The organism is Mesobacillus subterraneus (genome assembly GCF_020524355.2).
Classification (GTDB): Bacteria; Bacillota; Bacilli; order Bacillales; family Cytobacillaceae; genus Mesobacillus; species Mesobacillus subterraneus_C.
Genome location: NZ_CP129019.1, coordinates 3,914,316 through 3,930,316, shown reverse-complemented (window position 1 = coordinate 3,930,316; position 16,001 = coordinate 3,914,316). Strand labels below are relative to the sequence as shown.

Sequence of the window (16,001 nt, the reverse complement as noted above, 5' to 3'; positions counted from 1 at the left end):
TTGTTATAGTAAAAAAACACTATAAATAAGTTAGTAATATAAGGATTTTATCCCTTGAAAGGGAATATTTATGTTATAAATATATAGGTAAAAAGTTCTAGGTGGAATAAGAGTGACTTTATATGGATCATTGGTTTTAGTTCATGTGATCGCCGCCGTTGTTGGTTTAGGAGCGAGCTTTGGTATGCCGATTGTAGCCAAGTTTGGTGCTAAGTCAGTAACGAACGCAAAAGTATGTTTTGAGATTAATAAAAAAATAGAGATGTTTGCCAAAGTCGGGTCGTTGACTTTGTTAGCCAGCGGGATTTTAATGGCCATCGTCAACCCCGTGCTATGGTCAGAGGGATGGTATATCGGATCTTTGGTCATTTACGTTCTGATTCAGCCAATCGTCGCAGGAATGTTACCGAAAACAATCGAGAAGCAAGTCGATATGGTGATGAACAGTCATGATGGCGAACTGCCAGCTGAGTATCATCAATTGGATAAAAAAGCTGCCAAGTTGAACGGCATCGCACATGTCGCAGCAGTATTGCTCATCGTGCTCATGTCAACAAAACCATTCTAGGGGGATACGAAAATGCAAGCAAAGCCAATGTTCTATGATGGAAGCGGAGAAAAGAAACAGACGACAAGTGCTGCTGAAGGTACACAGGCCTCCAGTATCGTAATCACTGAAGAAATGAGGAAGTCCATCGGCGGAAATCCTTATGTGTTTGTGAAGTAGGATGATAGAGAGAGTGTGCTAGCCTTTTGGGCTGGCACTTTTTTTGTTATTCAGACAGGTTTGGTGGTGTGAGGAGAAAAGCTGTCCGAAGTAAGGGTAAGTTCGGACAGGTTTAGTAGTGTGTGGGGGGGAAGCTGTCAAGAAACCGAAGGAATTATGACAGGTTTGAGGTCCTAAAGCGAAAAGCTGTCAAGAAAACAAAGGAATTGTGACAGGTTTGAGGTCCTAAAGCGAAAAGCTGTCAAGAAAACAAAGGAATTGTGACAGGTTTGAGGTCTTAAGGCCAAAAGCTGTCAAGAAACCGAAGGAATTGTGACAGGTTTGAGGTCCTAAAGCGAAAAGCTGTCAAGAAAACAAAGGAATTATGACAGGTTTGACTTCCTAAAGCGAAAAGCTGTCAAGAAAACAAAGGAATTGTGACAGGTTTGAGGTATTAAAGCCAAAAGCTGTCAAGAAACCGAAGGAATTGTGACAGGTTCGAGGTCCTGAAGCGAAAAGCTGTCAAGAAACCGAAGGAATTGTGACAGGTTTGAGGTCTTAAGGCCAAAAGCTGTCAAGAAACCGAAGGAATTGTGACAGGTTTGAGGTCTTAAGGCGAAAAGCTGTCAAGAAACCGAAGGAATTATGACAGGTTTGACTTCCTAAAGCGAAAAGCTGTCAAGAAAACAAAGGAATTATGACAGGTTTGAGGTCTTAAGGCGAAAAGCTGTCAAGAAACCGAAGGAATTATGACAGGTTCAAGGTGCTGAAGCGAAAAGCTGTCAAGAAACCGAAGGAATTGTGACAGGTTTGACTTCCTAAAGCGAAAAGCTGTCAAGAAAACAAAGGAATTGTGACAGGTTTGAGGTCTTAAGGCGAAAAGCTGTCAAGAAACCGAAGGAATTATGACAGGTTCAAGGTGCTGAAGCGAAAAGCTGTCAAGAAACCGAAGGAATTATGACAGGTTTGAGTTCATAGGGCTAAGAGTAATTGTAAAGGCTTTACTATATTATGCGATTATTACAATTTTTCCTTTGTCTAAACGAACTTCTAAAAATTGGTGGAATAAAAGTTTGCTAGATTGGGAATACTATAACTAACAACATAACAATGGAGGTAGATTAAGATGAAACAAATTAAGGAATTCATGAATGAAGAAGGTTTTGAGCTGAAAGGGTATCTATCACAACTTTTTGAACAATCTTCCGATAAAAATGATAAGAAAAAACGCTGATCGTAGGAAAGCTGATCAGCGTTTTTTCATTTGCTCCAACACGTCATCGATTTTTGCGTGGTCCTCTGGTGATTCATCGATATGCTTCCACAACAGTTTGCCTTGGGCTGAATAAAGCCATGTTCCTCCCTGGATATAGACATCCTGTGTCTTCATCGATTTCAAGACGAATTCCTTCTGCTTTTCATTTTTCGGAATAAAGTCTTTAACTTTGCCGGTAATGAAGCCGAGGCCGGCCATCGCGAGCAACTTCCATTTTGGCATCGTTTTATGACCCATGCCGCGGTATGCTTTTCTCGAAGGATCCCCGAGTATAGGAAAGGGGAAAGGTCCGAACTGGTCAACAAACTGCTTGATAAAAGAACCTTTTGACGGGGCGACAGCAATGACCTGGTAGCCTGTTGCTTCAACCTCAGTTATTCGCTCGCGCAACTGCGCAAGGTATGCTCGGCACACTGGTCAGCCAAGGTGGCGGACAAACACGACCATTGTCGGCTTTCCCTGGATGGCTGTTTCCAAACTGATGGTTTTTTCAGAATCGGTTGTTTCTAAAATATAGTCCATCTTAAAACCTCCTTTTCCTCACTATATATAACTTCTCCCTTTCATGAAAGAATTAACATTCCTTAACAATCCTTTTCAATGAATTTACAAATCCTTAAAACCACATTAATAACTGTCTAGTAATCTTGTACTTGTAGCAACGGACATAATATTAGGGGGAATTAAGGAATGAAGAGTTTTAAAAAGTTAGCGATGTTTACTATGCTTGCTGGTGTTATGGCTTTCGGAACAGCTTGTTCAGATGGAGATAGCAACGCAGAAGCGACGAATGGTTCTAATGAAACTGAAACTCAACTTGAAGGCAGTGTCGTGATTGATGGTTCAGGTACAGTATACCCGTTCATGGCAAAAATGGCTGAGAACTATATGGATAAACAAGAAGATGTATCTGTTGAAGTAAGCCGCTCAGGAACTTCTGCTGGCTTCAAGAAATTCCTGGTTGAAGATGGAACAGACTACAATGATGCATCACGCCAGATCAAAGATGAAGAAAAAGCACAAGCTGAAGAGCTAGGCATCGATGTGAAAGAAATGAAAGTAGCTTTAGATGGAATTACCATCGTTATTAATAAAGACAATGATTGGGCTAAGGAACTGACTAAAGAAGAAATCGTGGATATCTTCCTAGCTGAAGGCGGAAAGAAAATGTGGTCTGATGTCCGCGCTGACTTCCCGGCTGAAGAGATCAAGACATACGGCCCTAACGAAAACCACGGAACATATGAGTTCATGTTTGAAAAAATCCTTGAGGAAAAAGACCTTGTTGAAGGCATCAACCTTCAGCAAGACTATGCAACACTTGTTGACCTAGTATCAAAAGACAAGAACGGAATCGGCTTCTTCGGCTATGGATATTATGCAAGCAACAAAGACAAATTGTCTGCAGTAAACGTTGATTTCGGTAACGGTTCTGTTGAACCTTCTCTTGAAACAATCAAGGAAGACGGAGATTATGCTCCATTCACACGCCCAGTATTCACATACTTAAACGTGAACATGGCTAAGGAAAAGCCACAAGTGCTTGACTATGCAATCTTCACTATGGAAAATGCACAGGATGTAGCAGCAGAAACAGGCTTTGCTCCTCTTTCTGATCAAGACATCCAGTCAACATTGGCTGAACTGCAAGAATTGAAATAAGGGAAACTTAAAGGATGGGGGAAATCCCCATTCTTTTTTTGTCTGAAAAAAATAACTGCAACTTCCGTTGTAATTGTCGATTTATAGCCGCCATGAATATTGGGTGTTAGTTAGTAAGAAGCTATTCATTGGCTTCCAACAGGGAATCGCTTTCTATCTGTTTTTGCGTTCAGCAATTCAAGCTTAAGTTCCGCGAGTTGTTGTTTTCCTCTGCGTTCAATCCCTGCCTCATCTTTTGTCCGCAAAAAGCTGTTTTATGCCTGAATGAAGAGTGTTAAGGGGGGAGCTATTCTACCTTCATCCACCTTAATTATTTCTCGAATACTTAATCGAGAAATAGAGAATTAAAATATTGGTTATACTACAATTGATTTCCTTTATTTGTAAAAAGAAGAGGCGGAATTATGGTAAATACAATATACGGGTTAATTTGGGTAGGGATATTGATAAAATGGGGAGATTGGAAAAACTGGAGAAAGTATTATCCAACCATTCTCTTTTTTATCCTCGGCGATTTTCTTTATATGTACCTTTTGTCGGATCATTATCCAATGTGGAGGTATGTTCCATCACCCGGGGACGAAGAAGCAGGGATTAAGAATACCCATATTTCTTTTTCAATCATGGCGATAAAGTATCCGGCGACATGCCTGGCGTACTTAGCGCATTTCCCGAGACATGGCTTTATGAAAAAAACTCTTTATTATCTGGCGTGGGTGATTGTCTATTTTGCAAATGAGCTCGTGGATTTACATTTTCAGCTGATCAGATATTTCAATGACTGGAATATTTGGTGGTCTGCGCTGTTCAATTCGGCTATGTTCCTCATCTTAAAACTGCATTTTCATAACCCGCTATTTGCCTGGATTGCCTCTGCGGTTTTTGTCTTGTTTTTATGGAATCAGTTCGATGTGCCGTCAACAGTCTTTCGTTAATTACATAACGAAATTAAGCCTGATTCTCTGTGTGGAATCAGGCCGTATTTATCTTCCCTTTTAGAAACTGCTGGTGAAACTTTTTAGGCAGCAAAATTGCAGGACTACTTTTAAGAAGCATACGAAAATCGGTCAATGGAAGATAATTATTTATTTTTGCTATACCTGATTTTAAACCAGACAAAAAAGTCAGTTATTAATTTTGCATAGATTATGATCGATAAGTAACTAAGAAATAAGTGAATGTAGCTAATCGATCCGTACATTCTAAATAACCCTAGTCCTACAAGCATAGGTTTAAAAACAAAGGACAGGATTACCGCAGTAAGAGTTGCATACAAATAATATTTTTTATTATTGTTTAGTGTGAATTGATAAACGAAAATAAAAATTATTGGAATCAGGCTTGAGTCGAGTGTAAGTCCTGGCAAAACGGGAATGACGGGAAAGGGATAATTCCAGTAACCCATGTTTTTCCCATACAAATCTTCATATGCAAAAGAAATATGAACACTGTAGCCGTAAAAGAGAATCTGGAATAATTTGTTCTTATTAATTTTAAATAGTAGCAAGATGAGCGGGGCCACAAGGAATAAGACCATCAACCAAAACTCAAATGAGGTATATAGAGAATACTCCCACCAATACTCATTTAGAGCTTCTTGACCTTCCTTCCCCTTCTTGACAATCTTATCAAAACGCGCTATACGCTCATTTTCCAAATTGATCAGTCCTTTTAAGAGCCGACTTTGATTGCATATCTATAGATTCTCTTGTTCTATAATCTCGTATGCACTATGTTGAATATTTTTGGAAAATAAATTGTTAAAAAATGAGTAAGTTCGTCATAATGCGGGAAAAAGAGGAAGATAATCGGTTTTTCACTATCGGGAGGTATCGGTATGTCATTTGAATATACAGAAGAAGATGGACGTTTTGTCGCGAAGGACTCAGATGGACTCGAGGTAGGGGAAGTTACCTATACTCGTGATGGAGATGAGCTTCTTGTCATTAATCATACGGGTGTCGACCCAGCGAATCGCGGTCAGGGTGTTGCGGAGGAATTGATCCGCCAAGTTGTTGAGAAGGTCAAAAATGAGGGCATGAAGGTTGAGCCGGTATGTTCCTTCGCGCAAAAGGAATTTGAAAGGAAATCCGAATATAAAGAAGTTTTAAAGCAATAGGGGGGAAGCCTTTGGGTAAGCTCAAAGGCTTTTATCCAGGTTGACATGAAAATCCCCTCATGATAAAATTATCTCGAATTCAAGATATTATGCTTTTTTAAAGTCGTTAAGGATAAAGTAAAAATAGATATTATTTGGATTAATATCTCGGTTTCGAGATAAAGGGGGAGATAACTTGAACGAATTAAAAGGAATTCACCATGTTACGGCCATTACAAGCAGCGCAGAAAAGAACTATGAGTTTTTCACCAATGTGTTAGGGATGCGTCTTGTAAAAAAGACAGTCAACCAGGATGATATCCGCACGTATCATTTATTTTTCGCGGATGATAAAGGGTCAGCGGGCACGGATATGACCTTCTTCGATTTTCCGGGAATTCCAAAGGGAGCTCATGGAACGGACGAGATTTATAAAACGGGTTTCCGCGTGCCGACCGATGAGGCGTTGGAATACTGGGTAAAGCGTTTCGATAAATACGACGTCAAACATTCAGGAATTCAGGGATTGTTCGGCAAAAAGACGATCTCATTCGTCGACTTTGATGATCAGCAATACATGCTGATATCAGACGAGTCTAACGAGGGCGTAGCGTCAGGCACTCCATGGCAAAATGGCCCGGTACCGTTAGAGTACGCGATCACAGGTCTAGGGACGATCCATATTCGTATCTCACGCTTCGATTATTTTAAAGAGGTATTGGAAAAAGTCATGCATATGAGAGAGATTGGGCAGGAAGGCACGCTGCACTTATTCGAGATGGGAGAAGGCGGAAACGGCGCTCAGGTCATTGTTGAGGATAATAAAGTACTGCCGGCAGGACGTCAGGGATTCGGCACTGTGCATCACACGGCATTCCGTGTTGCCGACACATCGGTTCTTTATGAGTGGATCGAGCATATGAAGACTGCTGGATTCGGCACATCCGGCTATGTCGACCGATTCTTCTTTGAATCATTGTATGCTCGTGTGGCACCAGGAATCTTGTTTGAGTGGGCAACAGACGGGCCAGGCTTCATGGGTGATGAACCATACGAAACCCTTGGTGAAAAATTGTCACTGCCACCGTTCCTGGAATCAAAACGGGAGCAGATCGAGGAATTTGTACGTCCGATTGAGACGGTACGGAGCACGCGTAATATTGAAAAAGAGTATCTGTAAGCGGGTTTGTCATAAGAGATTGGAAATGCCATTAAGTTTGTCATAAGACAATAGTGGAAATACCATTAAGTTTGTCATAAGAAATTAGTGGAAATACCATTAAGTTTGTCATAAGAGATTAGTGGAAATACCTTAATGTACTATCAAATAAGGGAGGCAATCAATTTGGTCAAATTAGCAGTGATTTTTTACAGCATGGGCGGAACGAATGTGCAGCTTTCGAAGTGGGCTGCAGAAGGTGCAAAAGAAGCTGGAGCGGAAGTGAAGGTTTTTAAAGTGAAGGAATTAGCGCCTCAATCAGCAATTGAAGGCAACGAAGCATGGAAAGCGACTGTTGAAAAAACAAAGGATATTCCTGAAGTGACTCCAGACGATCTTGAATGGGCAGACGCAATCATCTTCAGTGTTCCTACTCGATTTGGCAACATGCCATCCCAGATGAAGCAATTCCTTGATACGACAGGTGGCCTCTGGGCTGAGGGCAAGCTGGTGAACAAAGTCGTAAGCGCCATGTCCTCCGCGCAAAACTCGCATGGCGGGCAGGAAGCGACTATTTTGTCACTATACACGACGATGTACCACTGGGGTGCAATTGTCGCTGCGCCAGGTTACAGTGATCCCGTGACATTTGCTTCCGGCGGGAACCCATACGGAACAAGTGTAACGGTAGACCAGGACGGCAACATGGTTGAAGACGTCGAGGCTGCGGTAAAATACCAGGCTAAGCGTACTGTGACGGTTGCTGGATGGGTTCAGAACGGAAATCAATAATTATGTAGAGACAGCCTAATTCCTTCATGGAGTTAGGCTGTTTTTCTTAAAGAAGTTTTTTCAGCAATACCTCAACTATGAATTCTATCTTTACTAACTGTTTAGGGCAATAAAACGTTGTGAATGAAAAAGGGTTTCTCAATGTGCCATAAAGGGAGTACCCATATCTCTTTAGGGTAAAAGAATAAAGTCTGTCTGAGTGTTATAAATTCGGATGGAAATCACAGACTAAGAAATAGAGTCCGTCATCTCCGTTTTTTGGCTCCACGATTACTATCCACCACTAACCTTTCAACAATATCCACAAAAAAGGAGAGAAAGTATGTATATTCATTTCAATCACAACAACCAGCTTTCGATTAAGAGGATATGGGGAGCGCCTGAACAAAATATTAGCGGAATTTATTATGATTCACGGAAGTCGACTCCCGGTTCAGTTTTTGTCTGCATGAGCGGCGAGAATCATGATGGTCATATGTATATGAAAGAAGCGATTCAGAATGGTGCCACTGTAATCGCTGGTGACAACGCTGAGCGACTTAAGGAAGGGAGTCAGCAGTACCCGGGAGTAACATTTATTTTAACTGAAAACGCCCGGAGCTTCCTGGCACATATTTCAATCATCTTTCATGAACGGGTACATGAAAAAATCAAAACGGTAGGGGTAACCGGTACGAATGGGAAAACGACCGTTGCCGCATATGTGAAGTCGTTGATGACAAATTTAGGCATGTTGAGCGGATATATCGGGACGATTGGAATGTTTACTTCAAAGGGCCGAATTGAATTCAGCCAAACGACCCCGACTACACCTGAATCAATTGATTTACATTCTATTTTTAATGAAATGTACCTGGAGGGTGACCAGCTGGCTTCGATGGAAGTGACCTCCGTGGTCATCGAACAGAAACGGGTTGAGGGAATCAACTTTGATATCGCCATACATACCAACCTGACACCTGAACACCTTGAATTTCATCAAACATTTGAAAATTACCGCACTGCAAAGCTGAAGCTATTTCACCAGGCAAAACAGGCTGTAGTAAATATCGATGATGAAGGAATGTCAGCGGAAATCCTGGATATTTTCAAAGGACCAGTGCTGACGTACAGCCTGGATAAAAACACGGAGGCGGACGTGAAAGCAAACAATATAAAGATGTCTGCAACAGGGACAGTTTTTGAGATGGTCGTCGATGATGAGTCCTATATCGTCAGGGCTCCGATTTTCGGTAATTATAATGTTGCAAACCTTCTGGCGGCAGTATGCACTGCGCTTCATTCCGGCTACACCGTCCAGGAGATTCTCCCGGCTATTACGATGATTGAGAGCCCTGAGGGACGGCTTGAAGTATTGCAGGAGTATGGGAACCGCAACATCATCCTTGATTATGCGCATACACCTCCTGCTTTGAAAAACCTGATTAGTGAAGTGAAAAAAATGCCGCACCGCCGCCTGATTGTCATGATCGCAGGAATTGGGATCAGGGATTGGGAGAAGATGCCGCAGATGGCTCAGGCGATTGAAGGGGAAGTGGATGAAATTGTTGTTTCGGTTGACCATCCAGGCTTTCATGAACCTGAGGATATTATCAATAAAGTTCTTACCGGTTTTAAAAACCCTCGTGCTGGCAATATCCATACAGCACCAACTCGCCATAAAGGCGTATTGACCGCCCTTGAACTAAGCAGGGAAAAAGATCTAATCATCTTTACCAGTGGATGCATTAATGGTGCACAGCTGGTAAAAGGGGAACGGGTTCCGCATTCTGATAAAGACATCATCACAAATTACTTCAGCTCGACCAAAGAGGCTCCGAGCGTGGAATATGTACAAGGATAGAATTACAAAAGCCTAATCCAATGATGGATTAGGCTTTGTTGTTGTTATGAAAATTACAAAATTGCTTAAGTGTGGATCACTACATTTAATTTTCTTAATCCAGCTCCAGCGCCTAGCCCCTCGAGACGCTTGTCTAGCTGCGGCTCCTAACTCCTCGAGTCGCTTGTCTAGTGTCGCCTCCTATAAACTCCGAAACTTCAACTCCGCCGGCAGAAGCAAAAAGCGCTTCTTTGTCGGAGTCTCCAGTTTCTGCGTTTCTGGGCAGTCGGCTCCGCTTTTCGAATTGTCTAGTGTCGCCTCCTATAAACTCCGAAACTTCAACTCCGCCGGCAGAAGCAAAAAGCGCTTCTTTGTCGGAATCTCCAGTTTCTGCGTTTCTGGGCAGTCGGCTCCGCTTTTCGAATTGTCTAGTGTCGCCTCCTAGAAACTCCGAAACTTCAACTCCGCCGGCAGAAGCAAAAAGCGCTTCTTTGTCGGAGTCTCCAGTTTCTGCGTTTCTGGGCAGTCGGCTATACATTTCGATTTCGGTCCTGCCAATGAAGTCAAAGAACGACTTCACTGTCAGGCCCTTCTGCGCTTGTCGGGGCTGAACAAGGCGCTTGCGCTTTTTGTTCTTGTTAGGCTTTTAAGAAATCAGGCTGTTCATAGGCTGGATTCGGATACTTATAGAATCCTTCGCCGGTTGCGACACCTAGTTTTCCTTTGTCAATGTACTCTGTTTTCAACAGGTTCGCCAATTCCTTGAACTGTGGAACGCCTGCTTCGCCTTTGGCATTAGCGATGTTGTAAGCCGTGGTGATTCCAACGATATCTAAAATTGCGAACGGGCCTTTGGGAGAACCGGTGGCAATCATCCATGTTTTGTCAATCGTTTCAGGGTCAGCGACTTCCTTCATTAACAGCATTTGACCAGCTTCGAGGAACGGAACCAGTAGGGAATTCAGGATATACCCAGGCTGCTCTTTGTATAGTGGCAGGGCGATCATGCCGATGGCTTTGGCGAATTTCAACAGATCGTCAAACACTTCCTTGTCTGTGCCAGGGTGCATCATCACTTCAGCGGTGTTATTTTTCCAAATTTCGTTCGCAAAGTGAAGAGCAAGGAATTTTTCCGGACGGCCTGTCGCCTCGGCAAACTGGCTTGGCAGCAGTGTAGAAGTGTTTGTCGCGAACACCGTCTTCTCGGGTGCAGCTTGTCCTAGTTTTTTGTAAAAATCATTCTTGATATTGATGACCTCAGGGACAGCCTCGATCACGAGATCGGCATCTTTTACAGCCTCTGAAAGGTCACTGTAAAAAGTGATGCGATTGTATGCTGCATCTAAATCGTGTTCAGCAGCACCAAGATCCTGTTGATATCGCGGCTTCAGGAGCATAATTCTATTTTTAGCTCCCTCAATTGCTTCATCATTGATATCATAAATAGAAACGTTGAAGCCGTGGTATGCCGTTTGAAAAGCAATTTGGCTTCCTAAAACGCCGCTTCCGGCGACTGTAATGTTTTTATAATTCATTGTAACTCTCCTTTCTGGATATATGATATTTACCCGAATTTAATATTCTTAAAAAGTATTTTTTAAATCTTAATGTCAAACTAAATGGCAGCTTTACCAAACATTCGGAAGGGTATATTAAGTAACAGGAAGAATACATTAATGGATATGATTAGAAATTGAAGAAAAAGAGAAGGTAAGGAGGCAATCCAATGACATCCAACCATGCTGGCTGGAATATCGATAATAGCTATTCCCAGCTCCCTAACATATTCTATAGATTGCAGAAGCCAACTCCTGTAGAAGCACCGGAAGTGGTAATTTTCAATGAATCACTGGCGGAGGAACTTGGTTTAAATCATGAAGTCCTTCAAGGTGGCGAAGGAGCTGAGATCTTTAGCGGCAATGAGGTTCCCGATGGAGGTACTCCACTTGCGCAAGCTTATGCCGGACATCAATTCGGGCATTTTACGATGCTTGGAGACGGCAGGGCGGTCCTGCTGGGCGAGCATGTGACTCCGGATGGTAAGAGGTTTGATATTCAGCTGAAGGGTTCAGGCCGGACGCCATACTCTCGTGGAGGAGACGGGCGCGCAGGGCTAGGGCCGATGCTGAGGGAATTTATCATCAGTGAAGCGATGGTGGGATTGGGCATCCCGACCACCAGGAGCCTGGCAGTGACGACGACGGGGGAGCAAATCATTCGCGAAACGATGCAGACAGGAGCAATCCTGACGCGTGTGGCAGCAAGCCATTTAAGGGTTGGAACATTCCAATTTGCCGCGAACTGGGGTAAGACAGAGGATCTTCGGGCACTGGCTGATTACGCAATTGAGCGCCATTACCCTGAAGTTGAAGGCCAGGAAAACCGCTATCTTTCTTTTTTGAAAAAAGTGATCAAGCGTCAGGCGGCATTGATTGCGAAATGGCAGCATGTTGGTTTTATCCATGGTGTCATGAATACGGACAACATGGCAATCAGCGGCGAGAGTATTGATTATGGGCCTTGTGCTTTCATGGACACGTACGACCCGGCGACAGTTTTCAGCTCCATCGACCGTGATGGCAGCTACGCCTACGGAAATCAGCCGTATATCGGCGGCTGGAATCTCTCTAGGTTTGCTGAAGCCTTATTGCCTTTGCTTGCTGAGGATGAAGAAGAGGCAGTAAAGCTGGCGGAGGAAGCCCTCTCTGAATACCCAGAAGTATTTGAAGCGGAGTTCATATCCGGAATGAGACTGAAATTGGGGATTTTCAATGAGGAAAAAGAAGATAAGAGCCTTATTTCGGTTCTGCTAAACTTGATGCATACACACAAGGCTGACTTTACGAATACGTTTAAAGCCCTGACCTTTAACCAGCCTGATGGGGACGAGTTGTTCCAAGTTGAGGAGTTCACTGAGTGGCATGGAAAGTGGCAGAAAAGACTGAGACGCCAGGATCAATCGAAGGAAGACTCACTGGAGCTGATGCGTGACAACAACCCAGCTGTGATTCCGCGCAACCATAGGGTGGAGGAAGCACTGCAGGCTGCTGTCAATGGTGACTTGAGTGTCATGGTGAAATTGCTCGAAGTCCTTGCCAACCCGTACGAGCATTCAACTGAACAGGCAGAATTCTGCAATCCGGCTCCACCATCAGCACGGCCATACCGGACATTTTGTGGGACGTGAGCTGTTAGCGTGAAATTATGTTAAAGAGTCCGTCTAGCAGGGCTATGACGGACAAAAACCAGAGGGGAAAGTGGAAATGAGTCCGTCATCAGGGCTATGACGGACAAAAACCCGAGGGAAAATCCAAAAAAAGAGTCCGATAGAAAGGATCTATCGGACAAACGTGAGGGAAGATCCGCCAAAAGAGTCCGATAGAAAGGCTCTATCGGACAAACGTGAGGGAAGATCCGCAAAAAAAGTTCGTCATGCCTTTATATAAAATTCATTTAATAATCTCGTTACTGTTAAAAATCAGCGCATAAACGAGCTATACCATCTATCCCAATCCGAACCGAGGGAGTAACTGACAGACTGTGACTCCAGCTTTGGACAGTCTTTTACACAGCTGCCCCCAACAATGAACTTCAGGGATGGATCTATTTTGAGGCATGATTGAATCCAGTCCTCCACCTTTTTAATTGGATTCGGATTCGTCATGGAAATCGAGACAACCTTGATGTTTTTCAATTTTATCAAATCTGCTAATCCCTCAAGTGGGGTGTTTGGACCTAAATAGATGACGTCGTGGTCTTTCTTCTTTAAAAATAAACTGAAAACCATCAAACCGATTTGATGCTGCTCACCTTCTGGGCAGAACGCCAGCACTTTCGGAAGGGAAGGATTGACAGGCAGGACCCTCAGGAACTGGGTGCAGCGGTTGATGATGAACTGCGTAGCGAAATGCTCCTGGGCAACCGAAATGGAGCCATTCTCCCATTCGTCCCCAACCTTGTACAAAACATGGACTAATATGTGATGGAACACCTCTTCAAAGTCATACAAAGAAAAAGCAAGATCGGCAATCTGGTTTGCCTCCTGGGTGTCAAGGTTAATCAGGGCTTGGTAAAGCTTTTCTTTTAACTCGCCGTACTTGTCAATTTGTGAAGACGGAGCCGGGGAGGAAGCCGTAGGGGAGCCCTGCAGCTGCCTGGCCGCGTCACTGATTTTTATATTTTTTTCATGAACTTGAGTCTTGAGCCACTTAAGTGTTTCAACATCTTTCTGGCTATATAAACGATGACCGCCCTCTGTCCTGGTGGGAGCTACGACATTATAGCGATTTTCCCATGCCCTGATCGTGACTGCGGGTATATCCAATAGTTCTGACACTTGCTTGATGCTATACAAATTCTTCACCTCATTCTTCGGTATGGAGAAGTTATACAAAAATTATACAACGAGTGGTGTCAAATGAAAACTTTGAATATGGTATCATTAGTATTGCTTATTGTCGGCGGATTAAATGGGCTTTTGGTGATATTATTTGAATGGAATTTGGTTGGCGGTCTCTTCTGAGGATTGGATAGTCCGATTGCCAAAGGGTGTACATTCTAGCAGGACTCGCAGCAATTCACAGTATCACGCATTTATCCTAAAGTGTATAAATAGAGAAAAGGGCGTACAGAAACTTATTTGTACGCCTTTTGCATGCACCTTGAATTAACACCTTGATATCGATATTCTAATAAGAGGAAATCGTCGAAACTGGGGGAGTAAGCAATGGATAAAAAAGAAATTGAATATAAAATCGTCGAATTGAAAGATGAGTATTTGCAGCTTCAACACAATCTCGAAAAATTGGAATCTGTAAAAGGCAACCTGCACCCGCTCGAGAAGCGTCTTGCCGCGATTGAAGAGGAGTTAGGCTCTTTGAACACAATGCTTCGTGATCTTTAGTTATCCAAGCCTGTTCTGAATAGGAATCAGACTTGTCATTTGGTAGGATAAGTATAAAAATTTCACTTAGAGAATGTCCAGCTCCAGGCCCTCCAGCGCTTGTCGGGGCTGACCAGGCGCTTGCGCTTTTCTTATCTGAATATAAACAAGGCGTGAGCTTGATCATTAATCGAGCTCATGCCTTGTTTTCCACTAAACTATCAACCTGTTTAAACTCATACTTCCTTTTGGAGCATAGCTTCAGGCACATTTAATCAAACGTTTGATTAATATCCTGCTAGGATGCGAGGGAGCCATCTCACGGTTTTTGAATCTTTTCTTCGGAGATGTCCGCTCCGTCAATTCCTAGTTCAGCAGGTCTTAAGATAGGGTCCTGGTTCGCTTTTTTCTGTGCTGATTAGTAAAGAGATAGCGGATACTTCCTTTTACTTAACTTCCACTTTTCGACCTTCGCGAGCAGAGACCCTGACTGCATCCAATACTTTTTGAGTTGAATGTCCATGATTGAAATCAGCGAGATAGGGATGCTTTGTTCCGGTAGCCAACGTTTCATGGAGCGCATCCAAGGCTCTTTGGAAGCTGTTATAGTAGCGTGCTGCGATCTGCGGCATAGTCGAAGGTGCTTCGAGATCAGCTGCCAGCTCGACTTCTTGAAGTGCGGAATGTCCCTCTGAAAGCAGGACTTTGTTGTCATCCAGCATGACCAGCGTGCCTTCTGTCCCGTAAACCTCAAGGCGCCAGGTGTGCTCAGTTTGTCTCGCCGCAGAGATAAGCTCAAGCGTTACAGTCGCTCCGTTTTCCAGAGAACCAATAATTTGGAAAGCATCGTCCGCTGTCCGGTGTTCAGTAGTCCCGCTATCATCAGACTGAGTCGGAACGTGAATCGGGAGCTGGCCGAATACTTCTTTTAAGGTGCTGTCCATCCACCATTGAAGGGCATCGGTCATATGGGATCCGATTGCGCCAAGCATTCCGCCGCCCTTTTCTTCCTGTCCAAGCCAGCCGCGAGGTTTTGAAACCAGGCCAGTATAATTGGCAAAAGAGCAATCATAGCGGACATGTAAAATTTCTCCGAGTTTTCCGCTTTCCATAATTTCTTTTACCTTTGTGCGAGCCGGAAGAAAGCGGAATTCATGGTTGATATCAAGCCGAGTTTACCTGCACTGTCTCTTTCCGTAATCATTTCTTCTGTTTCGGCAACATCCAAAGCCATTGGTTTTTCACAAACTACATGAACACCCTTTTCGAAAGCTGCAGCAACCATTTCCTTATGTAAATGGACTGCAGAAGCGACGACAACTAAATCGAGCTTCTCCTGCTCGATCATCTGACGCCAATCGGTATAGATATTTTCAATCCCGCTGGCTTTCCGTGCTTCCTCAAAGTTGCCCCGTGATACACTCGAAATTGCGACAACATCAAATCCTTCATGATGATCCATCATCGGTGCATGAACCTTCGCGCCAAAACCGGTACCGATTACGCCTGCTCTAAACTTTTCCATCAATCCCACTCCTGTCCAGAATTTAGTTTAATAGTAAATCCGTTAGAGAGGAATGTAAATCAATATAGTATAATAATGG

18 protein-coding genes are annotated in these 16,001 nt (G+C 43.4%); 11 read left to right on the top strand and 7 right to left on the bottom strand.

Features of this window, described 5'->3' with window-relative positions:
- The first annotated feature begins 112 nt into the window (after positions 1-112).
- Positions 113-568 carry a DUF2269 family protein gene (locus LC048_RS20490; protein WP_226605769.1) on the top strand — a complete coding sequence of 152 codons (456 nt, stop codon included), beginning with the start codon at positions 113-115 and terminating at the stop codon, positions 566-568.
- Positions 569-580: 12 nt separating this feature from the next.
- A complete protein-coding gene (locus LC048_RS20485; protein WP_226605755.1) occupies positions 581-727 on the top strand; it encodes a hypothetical protein in 147 nt (48 codons plus the stop codon).
- A gap of 1,228 nt (positions 728-1,955) precedes the next feature.
- Here the strand turns inward: LC048_RS20485 and LC048_RS20480 are convergent.
- Positions 1,956-2,396 (bottom strand): peroxiredoxin-like family protein, encoded by a 441-nt coding sequence (locus tag LC048_RS20480; RefSeq protein WP_226605752.1) that lies wholly within the window; start codon positions 2,394-2,396, stop codon positions 1,956-1,958.
- Positions 2,397-2,672: 276 nt separating this feature from the next.
- Here LC048_RS20480 and LC048_RS20475 point away from each other — a divergent pair, with 276 nt between their 5' ends.
- Complete coding sequence (locus LC048_RS20475; protein WP_226605749.1) at positions 2,673-3,644, top strand: PstS family phosphate ABC transporter substrate-binding protein; 972 nt, start codon at positions 2,673-2,675, stop codon at positions 3,642-3,644.
- A gap of 404 nt (positions 3,645-4,048) precedes the next feature.
- A complete protein-coding gene (locus LC048_RS20470; RefSeq protein ID WP_226605747.1) occupies positions 4,049-4,579 on the top strand; it encodes a CBO0543 family protein in 531 nt (176 codons plus the stop codon).
- A 146-nt stretch (positions 4,580-4,725) separates the two neighbouring features.
- On the opposite strand, the gene LC048_RS20465 is transcribed toward LC048_RS20470, so the two are convergent.
- Complete coding sequence (locus LC048_RS20465) at positions 4,726-5,301, bottom strand: hypothetical protein (RefSeq protein WP_226605744.1); 576 nt, start codon at positions 5,299-5,301, stop codon at positions 4,726-4,728.
- Between the two features lie 180 nt (positions 5,302-5,481).
- Here LC048_RS20465 and LC048_RS20460 point away from each other — a divergent pair, with 180 nt between their 5' ends.
- The 4 genes from LC048_RS20460 (at position 5,482) to LC048_RS20445 (ending at position 9,536) form a co-directional block, all read left to right on the top strand.
- On the top strand, positions 5,482-5,763 hold the full coding sequence (locus LC048_RS20460) for a GNAT family N-acetyltransferase (RefSeq protein ID WP_306048639.1): 282 nt from the start codon (positions 5,482-5,484) through the stop codon (positions 5,761-5,763).
- A gap of 175 nt (positions 5,764-5,938) precedes the next feature.
- The gene (locus LC048_RS20455; protein ID WP_306048637.1) at positions 5,939-6,922 is read left to right on the top strand and encodes a ring-cleaving dioxygenase; all 984 of its coding nucleotides are present in this window, start codon (positions 5,939-5,941) and stop codon (positions 6,920-6,922) included.
- 159 nt (positions 6,923-7,081) lie between these two features.
- A complete protein-coding gene (gene wrbA, locus LC048_RS20450) occupies positions 7,082-7,693 on the top strand; it encodes an NAD(P)H:quinone oxidoreductase (RefSeq protein ID WP_226605942.1) in 612 nt (203 codons plus the stop codon).
- A 322-nt stretch (positions 7,694-8,015) separates the two neighbouring features.
- Positions 8,016-9,536, top strand: a complete 1,521-nt coding sequence (locus LC048_RS20445) for a UDP-N-acetylmuramoyl-L-alanyl-D-glutamate--2,6-diaminopimelate ligase (RefSeq protein WP_306048635.1) — start codon at positions 8,016-8,018, stop codon at positions 9,534-9,536.
- Between the two features lie 133 nt (positions 9,537-9,669).
- On the opposite strand, the gene LC048_RS20440 is transcribed toward LC048_RS20445, so the two are convergent.
- The gene (locus LC048_RS20440; protein WP_226605729.1) at positions 9,670-10,095 is read right to left on the bottom strand and encodes a hypothetical protein; all 426 of its coding nucleotides are present in this window, start codon (positions 10,093-10,095) and stop codon (positions 9,670-9,672) included.
- A 58-nt stretch (positions 10,096-10,153) separates the two neighbouring features.
- Positions 10,154-11,050 carry a 3-hydroxyacyl-CoA dehydrogenase gene (locus LC048_RS20435; RefSeq protein WP_226605727.1) on the bottom strand — a complete coding sequence of 299 codons (897 nt, stop codon included), beginning with the start codon at positions 11,048-11,050 and terminating at the stop codon, positions 10,154-10,156.
- Positions 11,051-11,241: 191 nt separating this feature from the next.
- Here LC048_RS20435 and LC048_RS20430 point away from each other — a divergent pair, with 191 nt between their 5' ends.
- The gene (locus LC048_RS20430; RefSeq protein WP_306048633.1) at positions 11,242-12,702 is read left to right on the top strand and encodes a protein adenylyltransferase SelO; all 1,461 of its coding nucleotides are present in this window, start codon (positions 11,242-11,244) and stop codon (positions 12,700-12,702) included.
- A gap of 291 nt (positions 12,703-12,993) precedes the next feature.
- Here LC048_RS20430 and LC048_RS20425 read toward each other — a convergent pair whose 3' ends face one another.
- The gene (locus tag LC048_RS20425; RefSeq protein ID WP_306048631.1) at positions 12,994-13,869 is read right to left on the bottom strand and encodes a MerR family transcriptional regulator; all 876 of its coding nucleotides are present in this window, start codon (positions 13,867-13,869) and stop codon (positions 12,994-12,996) included.
- A 63-nt stretch (positions 13,870-13,932) separates the two neighbouring features.
- On the opposite strand from LC048_RS20425, the gene LC048_RS25185 reads away from it, so the two are divergent.
- The gene (locus tag LC048_RS25185) at positions 13,933-14,037 is read left to right on the top strand and encodes a DUF378 domain-containing protein (protein ID WP_371931939.1); all 105 of its coding nucleotides are present in this window, start codon (positions 13,933-13,935) and stop codon (positions 14,035-14,037) included.
- Positions 14,038-14,241: 204 nt separating this feature from the next.
- Positions 14,242-14,418, top strand: coding sequence for an SE1832 family protein (locus LC048_RS20415; RefSeq protein ID WP_226605719.1), 177 nt, complete (start codon positions 14,242-14,244; stop codon positions 14,416-14,418).
- 425 nt (positions 14,419-14,843) lie between these two features.
- On the opposite strand, the gene LC048_RS20410 is transcribed toward LC048_RS20415, so the two are convergent.
- Positions 14,844-15,509 (bottom strand): Gfo/Idh/MocA family oxidoreductase, encoded by a 666-nt coding sequence (locus LC048_RS20410; protein ID WP_226605704.1) that lies wholly within the window; start codon positions 15,507-15,509, stop codon positions 14,844-14,846.
- Between the two features lie 8 nt (positions 15,510-15,517).
- Positions 15,518-15,922, bottom strand: coding sequence for a Gfo/Idh/MocA family protein (locus LC048_RS20405; RefSeq protein ID WP_226605702.1), 405 nt, complete (start codon positions 15,920-15,922; stop codon positions 15,518-15,520).
- Positions 15,923-16,001: the final 79 nt, after the last annotated feature.

Bases quoted from the DNA above. Each gene is read 5' to 3' on its own strand.
- LC048_RS20460 (WP_306048639.1), top strand. From the start codon at position 5,482: ATGTCATTTGAATATACAGAAGAAGATGGACGTTTTGTCGCGAAGGAC.
- LC048_RS20430 (WP_306048633.1), top strand. From the start codon at position 11,242: ATGACATCCAACCATGCTGGCTGGAATATCGATAATAGCTATTCCCAG.
- LC048_RS20415 (WP_226605719.1), top strand. From the start codon at position 14,242: ATGGATAAAAAAGAAATTGAATATAAAATCGTCGAATTGAAAGATGAG.
- LC048_RS20435 (WP_226605727.1), bottom strand. From the start codon at position 11,050: ATGAATTATAAAAACATTACAGTCGCCGGAAGCGGCGTTTTAGGAAGC.
- LC048_RS20405 (WP_226605702.1), bottom strand. From the start codon at position 15,922: ATGGAAAAGTTTAGAGCAGGCGTAATCGGTACCGGTTTTGGCGCGAAG.
- LC048_RS25185 (WP_371931939.1), top strand. From the start codon at position 13,933: ATGAAAACTTTGAATATGGTATCATTAGTATTGCTTATTGTCGGCGGA.
- LC048_RS20485 (WP_226605755.1), top strand. From the start codon at position 581: ATGCAAGCAAAGCCAATGTTCTATGATGGAAGCGGAGAAAAGAAACAG.
- LC048_RS20470 (WP_226605747.1), top strand. From the start codon at position 4,049: ATGGTAAATACAATATACGGGTTAATTTGGGTAGGGATATTGATAAAA.
- LC048_RS20475 (WP_226605749.1), top strand. From the start codon at position 2,673: ATGAAGAGTTTTAAAAAGTTAGCGATGTTTACTATGCTTGCTGGTGTT.
- LC048_RS20410 (WP_226605704.1), bottom strand. From the start codon at position 15,509: ATGGAAAGCGGAAAACTCGGAGAAATTTTACATGTCCGCTATGATTGC.
- LC048_RS20445 (WP_306048635.1), top strand. From the start codon at position 8,016: ATGTATATTCATTTCAATCACAACAACCAGCTTTCGATTAAGAGGATA.